Genomic DNA, 22,508 nt, shown 5'->3' on the forward strand with positions numbered 1-22,508 from the left:
ATGACCGCAACGATCGACAGCCCCTCCGCAGAACGGTCCACGGACCTCCTCACCGGTGTGCTCCTCGGCGGCGACCACCGCCGGGAGCACGGCTTCTGGCAACGGCTGATCAGTACGGAACCCTTCCGCCGCCCGGAGCACCGCACCGCCGAGGAGCGCCTGGCCCTCGCGTACCAGCGGCTGCGCGTCCTCAACGACTGCCTGGACAGCGGCGCCCGGCTGGCCGCCGACCACCGCGCCCTCGCGGCCCTGCACGAATGGCTCGGACCGGTGGACCCCGCACTCACCACGGTGGCGGGCATCCACTACAACCTCTTCCTCGGCAGCCTCCTCGACCACGGGGACGACGGCCACCGTGATCTGTCGGACTTCCTGCGGCTGCGGCGCATCGGCACCTTCCTCTGTACGGAGGTGGCACACGGCAACGACGCCGCGGCCGTCGAGACCACGGCCGATTACGACCGCGAGCGCGACGGCTTCGTGCTCCGCACACCGCACGCCGGTGCGCAGAAGTTCATGCCCAACACCAGCCCGGCCGGCGGCCCCAAGACCGGGCTGGTGGCCGCGCGCCTGCTCGTCGACGGTGCCGACCACGGGGTCTTCCTCTTTCTCGTACCGCTCACCGACGCCGTACAGGCCCTGCCCGGGGTACACATCCGCAGGCTCCCCACCCGCACGGGCAGCCCGGTGGACCACTGTCTGACCTCCTTCGACGAGGTCTTCGTGGGACGCGCCGCACTGCTCGACGGGGACCACGGACGGATCGGTGCGGACGGGGAGTTCAGCAGCGCCGTCGACAACCGCAGGCGTCGCTTCCTCGCGTCGATCGGGCGCGTCACCTCCGGCAAGATCTCGATGACGGCCTGCGCGGTCGGCTGTGCGCGCGCGACGCTCGCGGTCGCCGTCCGCTACGGCGGCCACCGGTACATCTCCGGCCCCCGGGGTTCGCACCGGGTGCCGGTGATCGCCCACCGCAGTCACCACGGACCGCTCGCCTCGGCCATGGCCACCGTCTTCGCGATGAGCCTGCTGCACCGCAGGGCCCTGGACCGCTGGGAACGGGGCGAGCGGCCGGAGGAGGCCGAGCGGCTGGTCGCCGTCGCCAAGGGATGGATCACCTGGCAGGCCAGGTCCGTGATCGTGGAATCCCGGGAACGCTGCGGTGCCCAGGCCCTCCTGGAGCACAACGGCATGAGCGAACTGGTCACCGGGGTGGAGGGCGCCATCACCGCCGAGGGCGACAATCTGGCCATCCATGCCAAGGCGGCCGCGGAAATGCTCTTCGCCGCCGTACCGGCCGGGCCCGGTGCCTTCCCCGGCGGCGGCCCCGGTGACCTCGACGACCCCGGCTTCCTCGGCGGGCTGCTCGCGGAGCTGGAGCGGATCTGGTTCGCACGGGCCCGGGAGAGGCTGGGCCTCGCACCGCACGGTGACCCGCTGGCACGGTGGAACGCGGCATCCGGGCCCGCCCTGCGGGGCGTCGAGGCGCACGCCCAGCGGCAGGCGGCCGAGGCGTACGCGGAGGCGGTGGCAGCGCTGCCCGAGGGGCCCGCCCGCGACCGGCTCGGCGAGCTGGAGCGGCTCTTCGCACTGGACCTGATCTCCCGCAACGCCGGCGATCTGCTGGCGGCGGGGCTGCTCACCGCCGGCCAGGTCAACGGCCTGCCGGACAGGGTGGAGGAGCTCATCACCAAGGTCGCCGCCCATCTGCCCGAACTCGTCGAGTCCTTCGCGCTGCCGCCGGAACTGCTCGCCGACTGGCCCATCGCCGGCGCCGACTACGTGGATGCCTATGACGATCCGGGAGCTTTCTGGCAGACCGAGGGGGGCCGGGAAGCGGCTCGGGGCGAGCGGTGAGGGCCACGACGAGGAAGGGAACAGTCGTGCGGAGCCGTCGGATCGGAGAGGCAGCCGGCGCCCTCGGGGTCCGCGTTGTCCTGCTGGCCTTCTGGGGTACGGCGTCCGTCCTGGCCCGGTGGTGCGGGGGGCGCGGGGAGCACGGTGCCGAATCGGTTCGGCACAAGGCGTAACTGGAGGCACTCCTCCTAGTTGATTCGGCGTCGGGACGGTGTCACCGCCGGCCCCGACAGCCGGACCGAATGATGGAGAGAAAGCTGATGAGCGCGATTCACCCCAAGATCACCGAGGTTCTGACACACACCTTCAAAGTCCCCGCGGCGGAGATCCACCCCGGCTCCACGATGGACAGCCTGGAGATGGACTCCCTCGCCGTCGCCGAGTTCGCCGTCCTCATCAGGGAGACGGCCGGCGACCGGGACTTCGACCAGCTCCCCAAGAACGCCACGCTGGCCGACATCACACGAATCATCGGCGGGGCGCGGGTGGGCGGCGGGGCAGCGATGAGCAACGCCCGATGAACAGGCCGGCCGTCGCCGTCACCGGCCTGGGCATGATCACCCCGGTCGGCAACGACACGGAGTCCACCTGGCAGGGTGTGTGCGCGGGAGTGTCACCGGCCCGCACCGTCGCCGAGCTCGAAGGCTGCGCGATCGACTTCGCCTGCATGGTCGACGGCATCGACCTGGACGCCGCGATCGGCGGCCGGGCGTCCTTCCGCATGGGGAAGTACGTGAAACTCGCCGTGCTCGCCGCCCGGGAGGCGGTCGCCGACGCCGGGCTCGACCCGGCCCGGTGGGAGGGCAGCCGGGTCGCGGTGGTCGTCGGCACCAGCAGCGGCGGTTCCGCCTCGCTGACCGAGCAGGCCGTCGTGCTCGACCGGCTCGGCGCCGGAGCCACCTCGCCGTCGGGAATCCTGCTCACCATCCCGAACATGCCCGCCGCCGAGATCGCGATCCAGCTGCGGGCCACCGGACCCAGCATGGCGCCGTGCACCGCCTGCTCGTCCGGCGCCACCGCGCTGTCCGTCGCCCGCGACCTGCTGGTCACCGGGCAGTGCGACGTCGCGGTCGCCGGCGCCACCGAGTCGATCGTCTACCCGGCAGCCATGGCCGCGTTCGCCAGGTCCGGGGCCGGGGCCCGGAGGGACGGCGCCCCGGCCGGACTGTGCCGGCCCTTCGCGGCCGACCGGGCGGGCCTGGTCATGGGCGAGGGCGCGGCCGTCATGGTGCTGGAACGGACGGACGACGCCCGGGCCCGGGACGCGGCCCCACGGGCCCTGCTCGCCGGCACCGGCGCCACCACCGACGCCCACCACCCCATCAGTCCTCGTCCCTCCGGCAAGGTCGCCCAGGCAGCGGTGGAGGCCGCGCTGCGCGACGCGGGCTGGGCGGCCGAGGACGTCGAGCACGTCAACGCGCACGGCACGGCGACCCCGGTCAACGACGCCGTCGAGGCCGCCCTCATCGCCCGGGTCTACCCGCACCGGCCGCCCGTCACCGCACCCAAGGGCGTACTGGGGCACTGCATGGGGGCGGCCGGAGCGATCGAGGCCGGGCTGACCGTCCTCACGCTCCAACGCGGAGTCGTACCTCCGATCGCCAACCTGGACGCCCCGGCGCCCGAGTTCGACATCGACTGCGTCACCGAACAACCTCTGCGGCGGCCCATCAGGCGCGCCGTGAGCCATTCCTTCGGATTCGGCGGCCACAACGCCGTGATCGCCCTTCAGCGTCCCTGAGGGCTTTTCCGCAGGCAGCAGGCAGGTGGTGCGACGGGAAATCGGCCCGGCGTACCACCGGCCACCACCGCCCGTGAGCCGCGCAGAGGCGTGTGACAGCTCGCCGGGGCCAGCCGAACTCCACGCAGGGGTCAGGGAATCCACCACGCTCGGCGTCCATGTCGCGCGCACCCGGATCGTGCTGCTGTGGCGGGGAGGCAGCGGCCGGCGGATGAGCGGCCGGTGCCTCGTGGACGGGGTGCGACGGCGAGCGGGCGGACCCGGCACGGCATGGGTCCGCCCTTGATTCCGGGGTGCGGCGGTTCACCGCGGCGCGTGGGCTGCGGTCAGCGGCGGCGTCCCGGGCCGAAGTCGCCTCCGATGTCCTTGCCACCCAGGCCCGCGTCGTCCGCGTAGTCGATCTGCTCCTTGCGGAGTTCGGCGGAGACTTCCTTCTGCTCGGTCACCTTCTTGGTCTCCATCCGCACCCGTTCGACGGGCACGGTCTCCTTGCGCGTGGTCGGGCGCTCCGCGTGCAGGGTGACCTCGATGTCCTGCTCGCTGATGGCGGCCCGTTCGGCCGTCTTCTCGCCGGGCTGGAGGGGTTCACGGATCAGGCGCACCTCTTCGTGCGTCACCGGCACGGTCCTGGTGACGTTCTCGGTGACGACGTACTTGTGCAGCCGGGCCGTTCCGCTCTCGTACTCCTCGGTGCCGACGTGGAGCTGCTCCTCGGAGCGGATCATCTCCTCCCTGCTGCCCAGGTCGGCGGCGGACCGTTCGGAGCCCGCCCCGGCGCCGACGAGAGGACGCGAGGTGCCGGCCGTCCCGGTGTCGCGGTGCCTGCCCTGGCCGGTCCCGGTCCCTGCGCCGGCCATCCCGGCGGAGGTGGTGCGGGCCGTACCCGTACCGGAGGCGGTGGTGCCGGTCATGGCCGTCCTGCCGGACCCGGTGGTACGTCCGGCGCCGGACGCGCCCGTGGCCCCGGCTCCGGCGGCTCCCGCGGCTCCCATGGCCGTGGTGCCCGTCCCGGACGCCGTCGGGCTGCCCGTGCCCGGCCGGTCACCGAGCTTCGCGGTGGTGTTCCTGGCGAGGCCGTAGTGCTTGTAGAGCTCTTCCTCTTCCGCCACGGACAGATGCGCGTCCGCGTCCACCCGGGGGGCGTCCTTCACGCGGTCCTTCGGATGCGAGATGTGCAGATCGGATCCGACGCGGCGGGCGCCGGCGAGCGGAACGAAACTCTCCTTCATGCCGAACAGGCCGGTCCTCACCGTTATCCAGTCCGGTCGGCCGGTGTTGTCGTCGACGTACACCCGGCCCACACTGCCGACCTTCTCGCCGTCGGTGTCGTACACCGTCAGGCCGTCGAGCTCTCCGGAATCCGTGAAACCGTCAGCGGCTGCCATGACCGATTCCTCCTCGTCCGGGCGCGTCCTGTGGCTGAGGCCATCAGAGGAGGCGCGTCCGTCTTCCATCGCGCCTCACCCGGATGGAGGCTGCAACCTCCCGGGCCGCGGAGCCCGGCTGCCGCATGCTCGGCGGTTCGGTGGTGACCGCCCGCCACGGAGGTGGGCGCCCCGGCTCCGCATTGGGCCATTCGAGTGAAGCGGGGAGGGGGTGCGCCGGGTGGCCCCCGACGCACCGGCACGGCCTGCCCCGCCGCACCGGGAGCGTGATCGGCGACCGGGGGAGAAGGGTGCGGCACCGAGCGGTACCCGCACCAACTCCTCTTCGTACGGAAGGCGTTGCGAATGGTCGGCCGCTTCCCGGAACCCGAACTCGCCGCCGACGGAGACCGCGATGCCCCCGCCACCCGGGCTCCGTCGGCAACAGCACGGTACGGGGCTCCCCGCGCGGCTTTGCCCGTAGCTCCCGCGCCGGAGCCCCGTACCCCCTGGGACGTGCCGCCACGCCCCGGACGCGCATGACGACGGCCCGGACGCGTGGGCCCGCCCTCTCGGCACATATGGCGGCACATATGATCGACTGATCGGCGGGCCGAGAGCCGGCCGTCGTCCTGCCGCGCCACCGGGGGTGCCCCATCAGTTCCGTACGCATCCGCCTGCCCGAACAGCGCGGTGAACTGCTGGCCCGGCAGGAGGACGGTGCGGAACTGCACCACCTGGTGTGGCGGCTCGGGCCGGGGTGGCGGGTGTGCGGCAGCGCCGTGCTCGGCGGCGGAATCGGCCCGCGCGACTGGATACTCAACGCCCAGGTGCCCGGCGGCTACCCGCGCCTGGACCCCGACCGGCATCTTGCCGAGATCGCCGCCGCCGAACACCTCACCGGACCCGGCGCCGGGCTGATGACGGCCGCCGACGTCACCGCGTACACGGTCGCGGCCGACGTGGGCGTGACGGCGACCGCCACCTGCGGACTCGGCGTACGCGGCTGGGCCGCCGCCCCGGCGGAAGGCACCGAGGGGCCGCCGGGACCGGGCACGGTCAACATCGTCGTCACGCTCCCCGTGCCGCTCTCCGACGCCGCACTCGTCAACGCCGTCGCCACCGCCACCGAGGCCAAGGTCCAGGCACTTCTGGACGCGGGCCTGGACTGCTCGGGCACCCCCACCGACGCCGTCTGCATCGCCGCCCCCACCCCGGGACCCGGCCCCGCCGAACCCTTCGCGGGACCGCGCTCCCTGTGGGGCGCGCGACTCGCCAGGGCCGTGCACGCTGCCGTCCTCGAAGGCGCGCTGCGGCAATCCTGAGAATCCACAGTGCCGCGAGCCGACCCCGGGCGCGGCCGACGAATGGAGCCCTCTCATGACATCGAGCACTGCGGACGCCACCGCGGTACGGCCGGTCGTCGCCGTTCTCGGCACCGGAATCATGGGATCGGCAATGGCCCGGAGTCTGTTGCGGGCCGGACTCGACGTCCGCGCATGGAACCGTACGCAGTCCAGGGCGGCCCCGCTCGCCGCCGACGGCGCCGTGGTCACGGAGACGGCCGAGGAAGCCGTACGCGGCGCGGATGTCGTCGTCACCATGCTCAGCGACGGCCCCTCCGTCGCCGCCGCGCTCGCCGCCGCGTCCGGGGGAGTGCGTGACGGCCAGATCCTGCTCCAGAGCTCGACGGTCGGGCTCGACGCCACCGCCGATCTCGCCCGGCGCGCCGCGGACCTGGGCCTGGTCTATCTCGACGCACCGGTCTCCGGCACCAAACAGCCGGCGGAACAGGGGGCGTTGACGGTCTTCGTCGCCGGTCCGTCCACCGTCCGCGCGGCGGTCGACCCGGTGCTGGACGCGATCGGGCAGCGCACGGTCTGGGTCGGTGAGGTCCCGGGAGCGGCCTCGCGGCTGAAGCTCGTGGTCAACACCTGGGTGATCACCATGGTCAACAACATCGCCGAATGCCTCAACCTCGCGGAGGGGCTGGGCATCGATCCGCAGACGTTCCTCGACGTCATGAAGGGCGGCCCGCTGGACTCCGCGTATCTGCAGGGCAAGTCCGCCGCCGTGCTCTCCGGTGACCTGACCCCGAGCTTCGCCCTGTCCACCGCGCTCAAGGACACCCACCTCATCCTGGACGCGGCGCAGGCGTCGGGGGTGCGGCTGGACCTCGTCGCGGCGTCGGCCGACCGCTTCGTGCGAGCCGAGGCGGCCGGGCACGGCGGCGAGGACATGATCGCCACCTACTACGCGGGCCGGGCCGCGGAGCGGGACAGCGACTGAGCCGCCCCACCCGCGGGCCGGGCCGAGTGCGACGCGTTCCACGGGCGGCGGCCTCCGGAGCCGTCAGACGACCCGCACCTCGTGCCGGACCACGGCATCGAAGAGATAGCCCTGAGTGTTGTGGACGGCGACCTCGGGCTGGGTACGGCCCGTCCGGTCCGTCGCCCGTGCCAGCAGGACGGCCGGCCCCGGGGCCCCCGGCACCCAGTCGGCCGACCAGCGGACCCAGCTCCCGCTCCTCGGCCGGTCACGGAGCCGGGCGCGCCGCCACCGGACACCCCCGTCGGTGCTGACCTCGACCGTGCGCACGGGCGCCCCGCCCGACCACGAGCGCCCCGTCAGCACCTGGCGCCGGCCTGCCGGGAACGACGCCCCCGGCGCCAGCTCGAACGCGCTCTTCAACGTCTGCCGGGTCAGCGGCGCACTGCCCTCCGGCGGATAGCCGGCGCCGAACAGCCGGTAGAGGCCGGTGTTCCACGGGGAGACCAGGGGCTCCGCACTCACCTCGATGTCGCCGACCCACTTGATGTTGGCGATGCCCACCCAGGACGGCACGACCAGTCGCACCGGATGGCCGTGATCGGGCGGCAGTGGCCGGCCGTTCATCTCGTACGCGAGCAGCACGTCGTCCAGCGCCTTCGTCACCGGCAGCGGCCTGCGCACCCGGCCCAGCCGGATCCCGTCGCTGACCACCTCCTCGTCCAGGCCGCGCGGCAGCACATCGACCGCGTCCCGGCCGATGCCGGCCCGCCGCAGCACGTCGGAGAGCCGTGCCCCGCGCCAGCGGGCCGTCCCGATCGCGCCCAGGGTCCAGGCGGTGCCGCTCACCTGCTGGTTCTGCTGGGTCGCGTAGAAGCTGCGGGCGTTCCCCGCGCACTCGACGAACGCGGTGCGGGTGACCGGGGGCAGGGCGAGCAGTTCGTCGTAGGTGAACTCCACGGCGGGGCCCGTCAGCCCACTGCCCCACACGGTCAGCCGCCAGGCCGCCGCGTCGATCCGCGGGGTGACGGTGTGATTGCGCACGAAGAAACGGCCGGCAGGAGTGAGCAGCCCGGTCCGGCGCAGCGCCGCGAAATTCGTCTCGGCGTTGGTGCCGCGCACGGTGAACACCTCGGGCGGCAGCGGTTTCACGATCCCGGGGACGGACGGTGCGGCGGCGGGCGCCGCCTGCGCGGGAGCGGCGAGCCCGGCCAGGGGCCCGGCGGCCGAGGCGGCCGCCAGCAACCGCAGCAGATCCCGCCGGTCGATCCCGGCGGACCGCGCGGCACCACGCGACCACTGACGCAGCCGCAGCCCGTCGTAGGCGGCCTCGGACGGCGGTACGGATCTCATGAACAACTCCAGGGGAAGAGGAGAGCGAGGACGACCGGACGACGACGGCGTATCAGCGGCCCCGGGCATCGGGCCGGACGGACAGCAACTCCCGTACCAGGGACCCGATCTGGCCGGTCTCGTTCAGGAACCCGTCGTGCCCGTGGGACGCGTGGATGATTCCGGACCGGTCCGCATCGGACTGCCCTGGCAGCCACCGAGCACATTGGACGCGACGACGAACCAGTGGTCGGTGTCCAGCGCCTTCCCCGGGCCGACCGGCGCGTCCCACCGGACGGCCCCTGGGACGTCCGGGCCCCGCGGGCCCCGCGACATGACTGTCACCGGTCAGGGCGTGCAGCACCAGCACCGCGTCGGAACCGTCCGGTGCCCGGCGCCCCATGTCTCGTAGGCCATGCGTACATCCGGTGCAGCTCTGCTGCTCGACGGAGCGGGGCGCGGCGGGAACTGCGGAGACATGCGGCGGACGCGAGGCGTCCCGGATCGACGTGGAGCTGCGGGACGAGGACCAAGTCGCGGGCATGGCGGTGAGCGTGTCAGCGGCTCCCACATGCGTCAACCGCACCTCTGTACGGGCGCCGGGCCCGCCGCGGCCGAGCGGAACCTGTCACGCCGGCGCTCGATTCCGCCGCCGAACCGCCTCCGACCTGGGCGCGGGCGACGCTCGTCCGGTGGTACGGAGCCCGGCGGGTACGGGCTGCCTGGCGGTTCGGTGGCGGCGCGGGAATTCATTCGGCCGCAATGTACGGCCGCAGCCGCCGCGACACATGGGCGTGCGCGACGGGCCGGCCCGGTGACCTCGTTCGGCGGTGACCCCGGACCGGGCCGTCCGGGGTCACTCCTCGACGAGCATCCCGTGGCGGAGCTTCCGCAGAATTCTGCTGATCAGCCGCGACACATGCATCTGCGAGATGCCGAGTTCCGCGCCGATCCGGGCCTGGGTCATCTCCTGGCCGAAACGCATGTCGATGATGCGACGCTCGCGTTCGTCGAGACAGCCCAGCAGCGGCGCGAGCGTGTGCAGATTCTCGACCGTCTCCAGGGCGGGATCCGGACCGCCCAGGACATCGGCGAAGGTGCGCCCCGGGGCGTGGCGCCGCCCTGCTTCCGACGGATCGGCCGGCATGTCCAGCGAGCCCGCCGCATAGCCGTTGGCCGCCACGATGCCCTCGGTGACCTCGTCCTCGCTCAGCCCCAGCTGCTCGGCGAGCTCAGGGACGGTGGGGTCACGGTCGAGCTCCGTGACGAGCGACTCCTTGGTCCTGGCGATGTCGACCCGCAACTCCTGGAGCCGGCGCGGGACATGAACGGCCCAGGTGGTGTCGCGGAAGAATCGTTTGATCTCCCCGGTGATGTAGGGGACCGCGAAGGAGGTGAACTCGACCTCGCGGGAGAGCTCGAACCGGTCGATGGCCTTGATCAGCCCGATCGTGCCGACCTGGACGATGTCCTCCATGTCGCCACCGCCGCCGCGGTTGCGGAACCGTCCCGCGGCGAACCGCACGAGGGAGAGGTTCATCTCGATGAGGGTGTTGCGCGCGTACTGATGGGCGGCGGTTCCCTCCTCCAGGGCCTGGAGACGGCCGAAGAAGAGCCTGGAGAGTTCGCGCGCGTCACCGGGGGCGACCTTTCCCGCGTCCTCGATCCACGGCAGCCCGCCGAGGTCCCCGGCCGGCACGTCCGCCGGTGTCGAGCGAGGCTCCCCGGCCCGCTCCGTACCGGCGGTCCGCGCAGTGTGCGCCGTCATCCCGTCACGCTCCCCAGGTCGTATCCCATGAGGTGTATGCGCATGCCCCAGGAGGGAATGCCCATGCGCGACCGCGGGAGTTGATCACGTCACACGGCGGCGAATGGCCGGGATTCGTCGTGATCCCCCGTCATGTCCCGGCATCCACGCGAACCGGGCAGGTGAGAAGAGCAGAACCGCCCCACCGGTACGGGGGAGCCCGGTGGGGCGGTCGCTGACCAGATTGCCACAGCCGAGGGGCAATGAGGACCGACCGGCGCATATCCAGCGGTAGTTGAGTTGAAATCGACGGTGTTCCGACGCTGATGTCGCACGTTCGGGAGAAAGACGGCAACTTCGACCAGGAGCGGCTTCATGACGCCGCCCCCGGGGTTTCGGCCCGCGCCCGGCCCCGGGGTTTCGGCCCGCGCCCGGCCCCGGGTTTCGGCCCGCGCCCGACCTCGGGTTTCGACCCGCGCCAGGACTCGATCCGAACTTCAACCCGCGCCCGGACCCGTGCACCCGTCCGCGCCCGGACCCGTCCCCCCGTCCGTGCACCCGACGACGGCCCCGCCACCGAGGCGTGCGGCCGCGATGGACCGGCTGCGCGCCGCCGTGACGGCCCCCACCACCGGCATCGCCAGTACGGCCACGATCACGGGCCCGTACCCGCCCTCGGACGACACGTCCATCACCACCACCTCACCCGTGGCCAGCGTGGTCCCCACCAGGAAGCAGGCCGGGCCACGCACGAGGGCGGAACCGAGCATGCGTGAAGGCGCGACCGCCAGTACGGCGCCCGTCGCCAGGCCCAGCGCCGCCCCCACGGCGAGCGAACCCAACATGGCGACCAATCCCGCCACGGGCTTCTCGAAGGTGCTGTCCAGCGGCTCCCCGGTCAGTCCCGCCAGTGCTGTCGCCGCCCACAGCACCGCGCAGATCCCGGCCGGAATCGCCCCGGCCCTGATGCCGAACAGCAGCCCGCGAAGCATCACGGCGCCCGCCGCTCCCATGTGTTTCCCCCACTCGCGCACCGCTCGTCCGCTTTCATCCGAAGCCCGGCCCCAGGCGACGCGCAGCAGTGGGGCCGCGACATCTTCGCAGGTCCGCGGAGGCTGTCGGACAGCGCGTCCGTACGGACGGCGAGCCGCTCCCGTGCGCCCCCTCGCATTCTGCGGCGGTCCTGTGGACCATCATGTGGTGGACGGGTGGCGCGGCCGAGGGGGCACAGGTGATTTCCGAGCCGGAGATGGTGGACGAGTTCGGTGCGGTCGGGTCGGGCGAGGTGGTGGGCCACTTCGACCGGAAGCCCGCCCGGGAACCCCGGCCGCGCCGCCCGTGGTGGTGGGCGGTCGGCGGAGCAGTGGTGGCCTCGGCCGTGTGGGCGGGCGCGTTGTACCTGAATCCGGCCGACGACCGGAAGCCGGACATGCACGGCTACCGGCTGAACGAGAACCCGTGTCCGACCGTGCGCCTGAAGGCGCTGGGCGCGGCGATAGGACCGAAGGAGGCCGCACCCGGGCGCGCACCGGAGCTCCTGAACGACCCGGCCCTGGACCGGGTGACGTGCTTCATCTCCCTTCAGCCACCGGCTGCGAAGAAGTCGGACAGGAGCCGCTGGTACACCGACTACTCCGTCGGAATCACCGTGGCACTGCACAAGAGTTCCGACCCCGCGGTCGAATTCGAGGCGATGCGCGGGGTGTCCGATTTCGGGTCCGATGCCGAGGTGACGGTGGAGAAGGTTCCGAACCTGGGCGACAGTTCGTATGTGCTGACGCGGAACGACGGCAACGTGGAACTGCGGGTGCTGGAGGGCGGTGCGGTCCTCTCGCTGGGTCTCACCGCCTACGCGCAGTACAACAGCGACGCGGGCGAACCGCCGCCCGACGACGGACCGGACACCTCCGACCTCTCCCCGTACCGGTCGGCGCTGATCAGTGACATGCGCGATCTGATGGAAGGCCTCAGGAGCTGACCCCGGAATCACCGGGCCCCGAATGATTCGGATCGTTGCGGTCCGATGAACGCCCTGTCGCCCGGGGAATACGTGCCCGGACGAGCGCCTTCCTGCTGCTGTGAGACCGGCGACCGTCCGACCGCCGGTGCCGTGCAGCAGGAGAGAGGGAGCTCATGCCCAAGGCGTACGTGTTCACCCGCCACGGCGGACCGGAGGTGGAGGCCCTCGTCGAGCAGGACGTGCCGGTGCCCGGACCGGGTGAGCTGCTTGTCGCGGTCCGGGCCGCCGGGGTCAATCCGGTCGACTGGAAGCTGCGCACGGGGTACATCAGGCCCGGCAGTGAGTTGCAGCCCTTCCCCACCGTTTTCGGCAGTGAGGCCGCCGGGGTCGTCGAGGGCATCGGCCCGGACGTCGAAGGGTTCGCGATCGGGGACGAGGTCTTCGGCAACCCGGTGACCGGCGGGTACGCCGAGTACACGCTGTTGCCCGTCGCCGTGACCGCGCACAAGCCGGCCGGGCTGTCGTTCACCGACGCGGCGGTACTGCCGGTCGCGGCGGCCACCGCGTACGACGGCGTGCGCCAGCTCGGCCTCGTGCCCGGCTCGACCCTGCTGGTCACCGGCGCCGGGGGCGGGGTGGGAGCCGCGGCGGTGCAACTCGCCCGGCACGCGGGCATCCAGGTCATCGGTGTCGCCGGCGCGGCCAAGAAGGACTTCGTCGAGTCGCTCGGCGCGGTGCACGTCGAATCCGGCCCCGGACTCGCCGACCGGGTGCGGGCAGCGGCCCCCGACGGCGTGGACGCGGTCTTCGACCTGGTCGGCGGCGACACCCTGAGGGCCGCGGCCGCACTGCTCGGAAATCCGGCCGCGCTGATCAGTGCCGGGGGCAAGCCGCTGGCCGTGGAGCTCGGCGGTGCGGCCGTCGAGCGGGCCCGCACCGCGGCGGTCCTCGACGAGGTGGCGCACCTCGTCGTCAATGGCGCCCTGCGACCCCATGTGAACCGGGCCTTCCCGCTCGCCGGGGCGGGAGACGCGCTGCGCGCCGTGGAGAGCGGCCACACCCTCGGCAAGATCGTGATCGAGGTGGTCGCGTGAGCGCGCCCGACGGCGCCGGTGGGGTGCACCCGCTGGACAGCCCGGTCCACGCCGCACTGACCGGCCCGCACGCCCATTTCGCCGAGCGCCGTGGCCGCATCCTGCGGTACCGGCCGGACGTGGCCCCGTGGGTCGCGGTCCCGGACACCCCGAGGGCCCGGGACTGGGACGACGCGGCGGCGCTCGTCGGACCCGGCGGCGCCGTCACCATCACTGCCTTCCGCGAGCCCCCGCCGGACGACTGGGAGACCGTCTTCCGGGCCGAGGGCGTCCAGCTCGTCGATGCCGGGGTCGAGGCAGCGCCCTTCCCCGGGGCCGTACGGCTCGGACCCGCCGATGTGGCCGACATGCTCGAACTGGTCGAGCGCACCCGGCCGGGGCCGTTCCTGCCCCGTACCGTCGAACTCGGCACATACCTCGGGGTGCGGCGCGACGGTGTGCTCGTCGCGATGGCCGGTGAACGGCTGCACCTTCCGGGCTGGTCCGAGATCAGCGCCGTCTGCACGGACGAGTCCGTACGCGGCCAGGGGCTCGGCACCGGGCTGGTGCGCGCCGTCGCCCACGAGATCAGGCAGCGCGGTGAGACGCCGTTCCTGCACGCTGCCGCCTCCAACACCAACGCCGTCCGGCTCTACGAATCCCTGGGATTCGTGCTCCGCCGCCGTACGTCCTTCCTCTCGGCGCTCGCACCGCGGCCGCTGCCGGCGCGCCTGCCGGATCCGGCAGGTGTCCGCAGCGACCGCGACCGCCGGGCCGCCGTGCGCTGACCCGGGCGCCGTGCCCCGGTTCCCCGTGGGGACCTTCGTCCCGGAACATCCGGGCCGAAGGTCCCCGTCCGCTTCGCACGGGGGACCTTCGGCCGTGCTCGTCGGGCCGTAAGCCTCGTGATCCGCCGCCCGGTAACCGGGTGGACTGGAACCGGACGTCGGCACCGGGTCGGCCGAGGATGGGAGTGGTCAGCCGTGACCATCGGGCTTCAGAGCCGACGGGTGATGCGTGGAGTGACGCTTCCGGGCACCACGGACCCGGGGGAGGCCGCCGTGGGCAGGCAGCGGGTCGGGAACCCGGCGCTGTTCGGTGGGCTGGCACTCCTGACCGCACTGGTCGGCCTCCTGGATTTCCGGACCGGGGAGGACCTGCACCTCATCCCCCTGCTGGTGGTCATCCCCGCCCTGGTCTCCGTCTTCGGAACGGTCCGGCAGACCATCGGCGTGGCCAGCTGGATCACGGTCGTCGTCGCCTGCTCACGCCTGGTGGACGGCGGAACCTTCTGGGACACCGCCACCAGCGTCGCCTTCACCGTGCTGGCCTGTTTCCTGGGGGTGGGCGCCTGCGTGCTGCGGATCCGCCACGCCACCCAGATCGCCCGGCTGCGCTCCGCCGCCGGAGCGCTACAGCGTCAGATCCTGCGCCCACTGCCGATCCTGACCGACCAGGTCCTCGCCCACGGCATCTACACCCCGATCGAGGAGGACCGCCTGGTCGGCGGCGACATCTACGAGGTCGTCGAATCGCCCTACGGAACCCGGGTGATCATCGGGGACGTCCAGGGCAAGGGACTCGCCGCGATCGGGGTGGGCTTCGCCGTGCTCGGAGCGTTCCGGGAAGCGGCCATTCGGGAGCCCGACCTGACCGGGGTGGTCGACGCCCTGGAGGACGCGGTCGCCCGGCACAACACGTTCGCCGCCCAGACCGGCGAGATCGAACGCTTCGTCACCGCCCTGGTGCTCGGCTTCGACGGGGGCAGCCAGGTCCAGGCCGTCAACTGCGGCCACCTGTCGCCCCGGCTGCTGCACCGGGGAGTGGTCCGCGCGCTCCCGCTGCGCCGCACCTCCGTCCCGCTGGGCATGGCGGAGCTCAACCCCGAGGCGCGGGGCGCGGAACTGCTGGACTTCCCGGCCGACGCCACGCTCCTGCTCTGCACCGACGGGGTGACCGAGGCCCGTGACCCGTCCGGCGTCTTCTACCCGCTGGACACCCGGCTGGGCCGCTGGGCGGAGCTGGGGCAGGTCGAGCTCCTGGAGGCGCTCCACGCGGACCTGGAGACGTTCTCCGGCGGAGTACGGCGCGACGACATCGCCGTACTCGCACTGCGCCGGGCCCCGGCCGGCACCCCGTACCGGACCGGGGCGGCGGACCACGGCGCCCGCCGGGCGGCCGTCGCGTTCAGCGGACGGTAACCGGCCGGGACGGACCACCTCGATCGAATGTCCCGACGAGACTTATGTCGCGTCGGGACATTTTCAGGTGTACGGTGCACCTATGAATCCGGAACGGAAGCCCCCGGAGCGGCGGAGCCGTAAGGCCCGCAGAACCCGGGACGCACTGGCGCAGGCCGCGTTCGAGCTCGTGCTCGACCGGGGTCTGAGGAATGTGACGGTCGAGGAGATCGCGGAACGCGCGGACGTCGACCGGCGCACCTTCAGCCGGTACTTCACGAGCAAGGAAGCCGCGGTCCTGGACTCGCTCCGGGGCGACGGCGACCGGATCAACGACGCCCTGCGGGCCCGCCCCGCCGACGAGCCCCCGCTCACGGCCTACCGCCGGGCCGTCCAGGACTGGCTCGAAGACCCCGGAGCGCAGGCCTGGCACCGGCGCGAGCGGATCTTCGACCTGCTGGTCCTCGCCGAACAGGAACCGACCCTCTACGCGGCGTTCCACCACATCCGGGTGGACGCCCAGGAGGACTCGGTCGCCATCGTCGCGAACCGGCTCGGGGTCGACCCGCGACGGGACATCCGCCCCGCCGTCACGGTCGCCGCGGGCGCCGGGGCACTCCTCGCGGGCCAGGCCGCCTGGGTACGCGCCGGGCAACCGGACGACCTGCCCCGGCTGATCGGGCAGGCATTCGACGCCCTCGCCGGGGAGCTGCTCGCGCAGCCCCCCCGCCGGGCAGGCACCGCACAGCACCACGGAAGGAAGCACGGAATCATGAGCACCACCCCCACACCCGCCGACCAGGAGTTCGCCGGCAAGACCGCCCTCATCACCGGCGGAGCCTCCGGCATCGGACTGGCCCTGGCCCACCGGCTTGCAGCGGGCGGCGCGTCCGTCGTCGTCGCCGACTACGACGAGGCCAGTGCCCGCGAGGCGGTCGCCGGACTGGAGAGCGCCGGTGCCAAGGCCGCCGCGGTCGCCATGGACGTGACCGACCCCGCCTCCGTCGAGGCGGGCGTCCGGTTCGCCGTCGACACCTTCGGCGCCCTGCACCTCGCGGTCAACAACGCGGGCATCGGCGGCCCCAGCAACCCCACCGGTGAGTACGGGATCGACGACTGGAACCGGGTCGTCGCCACCAATCTCAGCGGTGTCTTCTACTCGATGCGCTACGAGCTTCCCGCCATCGTCGCGGCCGGCGGCGGCGCCGTCGTGAACATGTCGTCGATCCTCGGCACCAACGGCTTCGCCGGATCGCCCGCCTACGTGGCCGCCAAGCACGGCGTCGTCGGCCTCACCAAGACGGCGGCCCTCGAATACGCGGCCCGGAACGTCCGGGTCAACGCCGTCGGCCCCGGCTTCATCGACACGCCGCTGCTGCGCAACACCGACAGCGTGGCCCGTGACCACCTGATCTCGCTGCACCCGGCCGGACGCCTCGGCAAGGCGGAGGAAGTGGCCGAACTCGCCGCCTTCCTGCTCTCCGACCGCGCTTCCTTCATCCACGGCAGCTACCACCTCGTGGACGGCGGCTACTCCGCCTCCTGAGTGGCGGACGGGGGAACGGGGGTGACCAATGGAGCAGAGAACGTGAGGAGAATTCCATGAAGGCCGTTCAGTACCGCACCGTGGGCGCGGCACCCGAGGTCGTCACCGTGCCCGACCCCGAGCCCGGCCCCGGCCAGGTCATGCTGAAGGTCACCGCCGCGGGTGTCTGCCACTCCGACATCGCCGTGATGAGCTGGCCCGCACACCAGATCCCCTTCCCGCTGCCGCTCACCCTCGGCCACGAGGGCGTGGGCACCGTCGCCGCTCTCGGTGACGGAGTGAGCGGGCTCACGGTCGGCGAGTCCGTCGCGGTCTACGGCCCCTGGGGCTGTGGCACCTGCGTCAAGTGCGCCGAGGGCAAGGAGAACTACTGCCTGCGCGCCAAGGAGCTCGGCATCGCCCCGCCCGGACTCGGCGCGCCCGGCGCCATGGCCGAGTACATGATCGTCGACGACCCGCGCCACCTGGTGCCCCTCGGCGGCCTCGACCCGGTCCAGGCCGTGCCGCTCACCGACGCCGGCCTGACCCCTTACCACGCGATCAAGCGCTCGCTGCCCAAGCTGGTACCGGGTGCCACCGCCGTGGTCATCGGCACCGGCGGCCTGGGCCATGTCGCGATCCAGCTGCTGCGCGCCATGACGGCCGCCAGGGTGATCGCCCTCGACGTCACCGAGGACAAGCTCGCCCTCGCCCGCGCCGTCGGTGCGCACGAGACCGTGCTGTCCGACAAGGACGCCGCGGCGAAGGTCCGCGAGCTCACCGGCGGGATCGGCGCACAGGTCATCCTCGACTTCGTGGGCGCGCCGCCCACCGTCGCCACCGCCGGGGCCGCGGCCGCCATCGACTCCGACGTCACGATCGTGGGTCTCGGCGGCGGTGCGCTGCCGGTCGGCTTCGGTTCGCTGCCGTACAACACGACGGTGACCTCCCCGTACTGGGGATCGCGCTCCGAGCTCGCCGAGGTGCTCGACCTCGCCCACGCCGGAGCGGTCGAGGTCCACGTGGAGACGTACTCCCTGGACGAGGCGCCGTTGGCGTACGAGCGGCTGCACCACGGCAAGATCAACGGCCGCGCGGTCATCCTCCCCAACGGCTGAGCGGCTTCCCGACGGCTGACCGGCCGGGAACTCCTCCCCGCTCACAGCGATGCGGGCCGTACTGTGCGACGGCCCGCATCGTCATACCCGCGACCGATGCGCGGCGCGCCGGCTGCGGGGGAGACTCGGCGGATGGAATTCGTCGCGCTGATGACCCTGCCCGGACTCGTGATCGGGCTGACCGCGCTCGCCTTCCTCGATCAGCTGATGCTGCGCGCGGGCCGGGCCGGCCTGCTGCCGTGGCGCAACGGCGCGCGGCAGGGGCAGGTGTCGGCGACAGGGTTCGAGCAGCTGCACGCGAGCTTCTCGCCCGGCAAGCAGAGCGAGCTCAAGGAGCGCCGGAGCGCTCTGCTGATGCGCGACGACGAGGAGGACGGCGCCCCGCCCCACCGCTCCACCGTCGACCTCGACAGCGGCCGCGCCGTCATCCGCCTGCCCGGCGGCGCCACCCGGTAGCGGCGCCGCACCGGAGCGTCCCGGCTCACCGCGTCGCCACCAAGGGGCGCAGCGCGGTGCCGCGCAGCCGGACCACCGCCGGGGCGAAGCGCCGTGCCGCCGTCGTCAGCAGCCAGGCGACGAGAGCGCCGGTCACCAGCCCGATCAGCACATCGTGCGGGTAGTGCACACCGATCCACACCCGGGACGCGGCCATCAGCACGGCTGCGGGCACCGCGATCGCCGCGAGTCTGCGGTCGGCCAGCCAGATCGCCGTCGCCGCGGCCGCCGCGACGGCGGCGTGGTTGCTGGGGAAGGACCAGTCACCGAGGGCCGGGCACGCCTCCACCGTCACGACATGGAGGGTCTGGCACGGCCGCTGCTCGTGGAAGACCGACTTCACCAGGTCGTTGGCGAGATACGCGGCCACCACGACGAGTGGGGCGCAGAGCGCCATGGCGGTGCGGGCGGGATCGGTGGAGCGGGAGCGCCACCAGGACGCGAGCATCAGCAGGGCGAACAGGACGAGCCCGTAGTCGGACCAGATCCGGATGACGGAGTCCACGGCGGCGGGGGAGCGCTGGGCCAGCTCGGTGATCCAGGTGTACAGACCACCGTCGGTCGAGGTGGCGATGGGCATCAGCTGTTCTCCCCTTCGGCGGTGCGCCGGCCCCGGGAGCGGAGCAGTTCGGCGGCGAGCGGGACGAGGGAGACCACGACCACGAGGGCGACGATCGGCAGCAGGTAGCGGTCGACGTTCGGCACCGAGGACCCCAGTGCGTACCCCGCCAGGACCAGCCCGACGGTCCAGACCACCCCGCCGACGGCCTGCCACAGCGTGAACACCCGGGCCGGGACGCCGAGTGCCCCGGCCAGCGGATTGAGTACCGTACGCACGACAGGAACGAAGCGGGCCAGCACGATCGCCCGGGCGTGGCCGTACCTGCCGAGCAGCTCCTCGGCGCGGGCGGCGCCCTCGTGCAGCCGCTTGGAACCGCTGCGGGAGAGCAGGGCCCGGCCGCCCCGTCCGCCGATCCAGTAACCCGCCTGGGCGCCCAGCAGCGCGCCGGCCACCGCGGCGATCAGGACCTGGGGCAACGACAGCCGCACCGGACCATGCGCGCCGGACACGCAGAGCAGGCCCGCCGTGAACAACAGGGAATCGCCGGGCAGGAAGAAGCCGACGAGCAGTCCCGTCTCGGCGAAGAGCACGACGGCGATGCCGAGCGCACCGAACGCTCCGAGCAGCGACCCCGCGTCCAGCAGGTTCACCGCCTGGGGCGCGGACGCCAGTGAGAATACGGACACGGTGGAAGGTCTCCCATAATGGTGAGCGGGCGGCCCGGTGGAGCGCCCGGACTGACTACAGTGCTGTAGACGGTCTACATCACTGTAGACGCCCGAAGGGGGAGGAGAGTTCCCATGTCGCAGGTGAAGGGGATATCGAGCGGCGAACCCGGCCCCCGCGCGCCCGGCGAGACGGCATCGGGACCGGTACCGCAAGCGCCGCCGCACCACCCGTCGCCGTACTCCGCCACCGCGGAACGGCGGCCCGCGGGCGAGCTGGAGTCCACGATCCTGGCGGCGCTGTGGGCCGCCGGAAAACCGCTCACCCCCGGCCAGGTCCAGGGCGCGATCGGCGCGGAACTCGCCCGCACCACTGTCACCACGATCCTGTCGCGCCTGTACGAGAAGGGCGCGGTCGACCGCACCCGGGCCGGGCGCGGATTCGCCTACACGCCCACCGAGGACGAGCCCGGACTGACCGCTCGCCGCATGCACAGCGAACTGCGGAAGCAGGAGGACCGCAGCACCGTCCTGGCCCGCTTCGTCTCACAGCTGACCGACGAGGACGAGCAACTGCTCCGGGACCTGCTCGATGGGGAAACCTCATGATGATCTGTCATCGCGAGCGAGGAAGCCTCATGATCTGTGCCGCGAGCGGGGAGGCCCCATGATCTACGCAGTGTGGGTGCCGCTGCTGATGCCGTTGCTGGCGGTGCCCGCGGCCCGCCGACTGGCGGACGCACTCTCGCCGGTGCGCGCCGTACGACTGCTCGCCGCGACGGGCGTCGGCCTCGCCCTGTGCAGCGTTCTCGCCCTGGTTCTGCTCGTGGTGCCCGGTGCCACCCGGTTCTCCATGGTCTCCGCCCTGGGTGAGCTGGTCAGACCGCTCTCCGACGCCGTCCCGGCCGCCACCGTGCCGCTGGCCGCCGCCGCACTTGTTCTCCTCGTGGGCTGTACCGCCGCAGTCGCCCGCGCCGCCCGCCGCCACTGGGCGGAGCTGCGCCGCGCCGGACGGCTCGGCGGACGCGCCGACGGCGAGCTGGCCGTCCTGCGCGACAGCCGGCCCGACGCTTACGCGCTGCCCGGCCGCCCCGGCACTCCCGGCCGGATCGTCGTCACCACGGGAATGCTGCGCGCCCTCGACCCCGCCGAACGCGATGCCCTGCTGGCGCACGAACGCGCCCATCTCGTGGGCCGTCACCACCTCTTCATCGGCGCGATCGAGGCTGCCGCGCTCTGCCACCCGGCGCTGCGTTCCCTGCGGGCCCCCATGGGCTACGCCCTGGAACGCTGCGCCGACGAGGCGGCCGCCTCCGCCGTCGGCGACCGGCGGGTCGCCGCCCGGGCCATCGGCCGGGCCGCCCTCGCCGCACGCGCCGCCGAAGGCGCCCCGCAGCCCCGCCCAGGGTTGGCGCTCGCCGCAGCGGCCGGGCCCGTACCGCGCCGCGTTGCCGCACTGCTCGGCCGGAACGCCGTACGTCCCCGCGTCGGCCGCGCCGCGGCCGCGGCGCTGCTGGCCTGCCTGGTCGCCTCCGGAGTCGCCGCGCTCGACGCGACGACCGATCTGCACAACAGCATCGAGGTGGCGCAGGGCGAGGGCGCGCACCACTGACGCTCCCGACACGGCGCGATCGATGTCTTCCGCGCGCTCCGGGGAACCGACCGCCCGCTCCGGGAACTGGGAACGGGCCACCAGGCCCGGTGACCGACCGCCCGACCCGGGAACCAACCGCCAGGCCCGTTGACCGACGGCCAGGTACGAAGACGTACGCCCGCCAGGCCCGGTGAACGTCCGGCTCAGCGCCCGTCCTGATCGGGCGTCACCCGCCCGCCCGTCAGGTGTTCCCGCAGCCGGTCGAGGAAGACCCGCTGTCCCGTGACCAGCCGTACCGCCGCCTCCCGGGGCGTGCACCAGGCGAACCGGTCGACCTCCGGGAACGCCCGCCGCACGCCCGACCCCCTCGGCCACTCCATGGTGAATGTTCCGGGGACGGCCGTCGCGGCATCGAGATCCGCCTCCAGCGCCCACACCGTCACGGTCTTGCCGCCCGACTGACGTGCCTCGCCCAGCGCCACCCACTCACCGTCCGGCGCCGGATGCCCGAACTCCTCCTCGAACTCACGCCGGGCGGCGGCCTCCGGCTCCTCGTCGGGGCCGTACTCACCCTTGGGGACCGACCACGCGGCGCTGTCGCGACCCGCCCAGAACGGGCCGCCCATGTGCCCGACGAGTACCTCGAAACCGGCGCCGTCCTCCGCGGCCGCACCGCGCACGGCCCCGTCCGTCCGGCGGAACAGGAGAAGACCCGCACTGTGCCTGGCGCGTTTCTGGGATGGCATGCCGTCAAGTCTGCGCCGGACCGGGGCGGAGTGCCGCCCATGACACCCCTTTTCGCCCTGATCACTGCCGTCATCGAGCCGACGCGTCCTGTTCGCCGCGAGGTTCCCGATGCCCCCTGGTGCGCCCCTGCGTACCCGGCCATGCTGTCCGCCGACAGCGCCTGCGCCCGGACCGGGCCGCGCAACCATCGGCAATCTAGGAGGACTTGTGGGCCCTGGCATAGTCGGCAGGACAACCGGACCGCGCGGGAGGGCGGCGCGTGGGCACGGGACTCTCGCGC

21 protein-coding genes and 2 pseudogenes are annotated in these 22,508 nt (G+C 72.8%); 15 read left to right on the plus strand and 8 right to left on the minus strand.

Translation table 11 applies throughout. From position 1 onward, the window contains the following. The 3 genes from OHA19_RS36770 (at position 1) to OHA19_RS36780 (ending at position 3,598) form a co-directional block, all read left to right on the plus strand. Positions 1–1,857 carry an acyl-CoA dehydrogenase gene (locus OHA19_RS36770; RefSeq protein ID WP_405708970.1) on the plus strand — a complete coding sequence of 619 codons (1,857 nt, stop codon included), beginning with the start codon at positions 1–3 and terminating at the stop codon, positions 1,855–1,857. 260 nt (positions 1,858–2,117) lie between these two features. Continuing rightward, entirely contained in the window at positions 2,118–2,378 is a 261-nt protein-coding gene (locus OHA19_RS36775) for a phosphopantetheine-binding protein (protein ID WP_405708967.1), read from the plus strand. Then, positions 2,375–3,598, plus strand: coding sequence for a beta-ketoacyl-[acyl-carrier-protein] synthase family protein (locus OHA19_RS36780; protein ID WP_405708964.1), 1,224 nt, complete (start codon positions 2,375–2,377; stop codon positions 3,596–3,598). Before OHA19_RS36775 ends, OHA19_RS36780 begins: the two co-directional genes overlap by 4 nt. A 326-nt stretch (positions 3,599–3,924) precedes the next feature. Here the strand turns inward: OHA19_RS36780 and OHA19_RS36785 are convergent, their stop codons facing one another. Next, positions 3,925–4,983 carry a DUF2382 domain-containing protein gene (locus OHA19_RS36785; protein WP_405708962.1) on the minus strand — a complete coding sequence of 353 codons (1,059 nt, stop codon included), beginning with the start codon at positions 4,981–4,983 and terminating at the stop codon, positions 3,925–3,927. A gap of 650 nt (positions 4,984–5,633) precedes the next feature. On the opposite strand from OHA19_RS36785, the gene OHA19_RS36790 reads away from it, so the two are divergent. Further along, entirely contained in the window at positions 5,634–6,287 is a 654-nt protein-coding gene (locus OHA19_RS36790; RefSeq protein WP_405721198.1) for an adenosylcobinamide amidohydrolase, read from the plus strand. Between the two features lie 55 nt (positions 6,288–6,342). Beyond that, positions 6,343–7,251 (plus strand): NAD(P)-dependent oxidoreductase, encoded by a 909-nt coding sequence (locus OHA19_RS36795; protein ID WP_405708959.1) that lies wholly within the window; start codon positions 6,343–6,345, stop codon positions 7,249–7,251. Positions 7,252–7,314: 63 nt separating this feature from the next. On the opposite strand, the gene OHA19_RS36800 is transcribed toward OHA19_RS36795, so the two are convergent. From OHA19_RS36800 to OHA19_RS36815, 4 genes and pseudogenes are all read right to left on the minus strand, one after another. Then, positions 7,315–8,583, minus strand: coding sequence for a sulfite oxidase (locus OHA19_RS36800; protein WP_405708956.1), 1,269 nt, complete (start codon positions 8,581–8,583; stop codon positions 7,315–7,317). Between the two features lie 138 nt (positions 8,584–8,721). Further along, positions 8,722–9,042: pseudogene (locus OHA19_RS36805) on the minus strand (homoserine O-acetyltransferase); the annotation flags it as partial. 376 nt (positions 9,043–9,418) lie between these two features. After that, positions 9,419–10,330, minus strand: a complete 912-nt coding sequence (locus OHA19_RS36810) for a SigB/SigF/SigG family RNA polymerase sigma factor (protein WP_405708953.1) — start codon at positions 10,328–10,330, stop codon at positions 9,419–9,421. Positions 10,331–10,806: 476 nt separating this feature from the next. Next, on the minus strand, positions 10,807–11,322 hold the full coding sequence (locus tag OHA19_RS36815) for a hypothetical protein (protein WP_405708950.1): 516 nt from the start codon (positions 11,320–11,322) through the stop codon (positions 10,807–10,809). A gap of 218 nt (positions 11,323–11,540) precedes the next feature. Here OHA19_RS36815 and OHA19_RS36820 point away from each other — a divergent pair, with 218 nt between their 5' ends. From OHA19_RS36820 to OHA19_RS36855, 8 genes and pseudogenes are all read left to right on the plus strand, one after another. After that, the gene (locus OHA19_RS36820; RefSeq protein ID WP_405708948.1) at positions 11,541–12,287 is read left to right on the plus strand and encodes a hypothetical protein; all 747 of its coding nucleotides are present in this window, start codon (positions 11,541–11,543) and stop codon (positions 12,285–12,287) included. 155 nt (positions 12,288–12,442) lie between these two features. Then, entirely contained in the window at positions 12,443–13,363 is a 921-nt protein-coding gene (locus tag OHA19_RS36825) for an NADP-dependent oxidoreductase (protein WP_405708945.1), read from the plus strand. Further along, a complete protein-coding gene (locus OHA19_RS36830) occupies positions 13,360–14,130 on the plus strand; it encodes a GNAT family N-acetyltransferase (RefSeq protein ID WP_405708942.1) in 771 nt (256 codons plus the stop codon). Before OHA19_RS36825 ends, OHA19_RS36830 begins: the two co-directional genes overlap by 4 nt. A 195-nt stretch (positions 14,131–14,325) precedes the next feature. Further along, positions 14,326–15,543, plus strand: coding sequence for a PP2C family protein-serine/threonine phosphatase (locus tag OHA19_RS36835; RefSeq protein ID WP_405708939.1), 1,218 nt, complete (start codon positions 14,326–14,328; stop codon positions 15,541–15,543). A gap of 82 nt (positions 15,544–15,625) precedes the next feature. Further along, positions 15,626–16,252: pseudogene (locus OHA19_RS36840) on the plus strand (TetR family transcriptional regulator); the annotation flags it as partial. Positions 16,253–16,294: 42 nt separating this feature from the next. After that, positions 16,295–17,068, plus strand: coding sequence for an SDR family NAD(P)-dependent oxidoreductase (locus OHA19_RS36845; RefSeq protein ID WP_405708934.1), 774 nt, complete (start codon positions 16,295–16,297; stop codon positions 17,066–17,068). A gap of 56 nt (positions 17,069–17,124) precedes the next feature. After that, the gene (locus OHA19_RS36850; RefSeq protein WP_405753035.1) at positions 17,125–18,165 is read left to right on the plus strand and encodes an NAD(P)-dependent alcohol dehydrogenase; all 1,041 of its coding nucleotides are present in this window, start codon (positions 17,125–17,127) and stop codon (positions 18,163–18,165) included. A gap of 132 nt (positions 18,166–18,297) precedes the next feature. Further along, positions 18,298–18,621 carry a DUF6191 domain-containing protein gene (locus OHA19_RS36855; RefSeq protein ID WP_405753038.1) on the plus strand — a complete coding sequence of 108 codons (324 nt, stop codon included), beginning with the start codon at positions 18,298–18,300 and terminating at the stop codon, positions 18,619–18,621. A 25-nt stretch (positions 18,622–18,646) separates the two neighbouring features. Here OHA19_RS36855 and OHA19_RS36860 read toward each other — a convergent pair whose 3' ends face one another. Together OHA19_RS36860 and OHA19_RS36865 are read right to left on the minus strand one after the other, a co-directional pair. Beyond that, positions 18,647–19,240 (minus strand): phosphatase PAP2 family protein, encoded by a 594-nt coding sequence (locus OHA19_RS36860; protein WP_405753041.1) that lies wholly within the window; start codon positions 19,238–19,240, stop codon positions 18,647–18,649. Further along, the gene (locus OHA19_RS36865) at positions 19,240–19,908 is read right to left on the minus strand and encodes a DedA family protein (protein WP_405753043.1); all 669 of its coding nucleotides are present in this window, start codon (positions 19,906–19,908) and stop codon (positions 19,240–19,242) included. The genes OHA19_RS36860 and OHA19_RS36865 overlap by 1 nt, the downstream gene beginning before the upstream one ends. Before the next feature lie 255 nt (positions 19,909–20,163). Between OHA19_RS36865 and OHA19_RS36870 the strand changes: the two genes are divergently transcribed. Further along, positions 20,164–20,496, plus strand: coding sequence for a BlaI/MecI/CopY family transcriptional regulator (locus tag OHA19_RS36870; RefSeq protein WP_405721195.1), 333 nt, complete (start codon positions 20,164–20,166; stop codon positions 20,494–20,496). A 58-nt stretch (positions 20,497–20,554) separates the two neighbouring features. Beyond that, positions 20,555–21,499 carry a M56 family metallopeptidase gene (locus tag OHA19_RS36875; protein WP_405753046.1) on the plus strand — a complete coding sequence of 315 codons (945 nt, stop codon included), beginning with the start codon at positions 20,555–20,557 and terminating at the stop codon, positions 21,497–21,499. A 185-nt stretch (positions 21,500–21,684) separates the two neighbouring features. On the opposite strand, the gene OHA19_RS36880 is transcribed toward OHA19_RS36875, so the two are convergent. Then, the gene (locus tag OHA19_RS36880) at positions 21,685–22,227 is read right to left on the minus strand and encodes an NUDIX domain-containing protein (protein ID WP_405753049.1); all 543 of its coding nucleotides are present in this window, start codon (positions 22,225–22,227) and stop codon (positions 21,685–21,687) included. Between the last annotated feature and the right edge of the window lie 281 nt (positions 22,228–22,508).

Source organism: Streptomyces sp. NBC_00012, assembly GCF_045040875.1.
Taxonomy (GTDB): domain Bacteria; phylum Actinomycetota; class Actinomycetes; order Streptomycetales; family Streptomycetaceae; genus Streptomyces.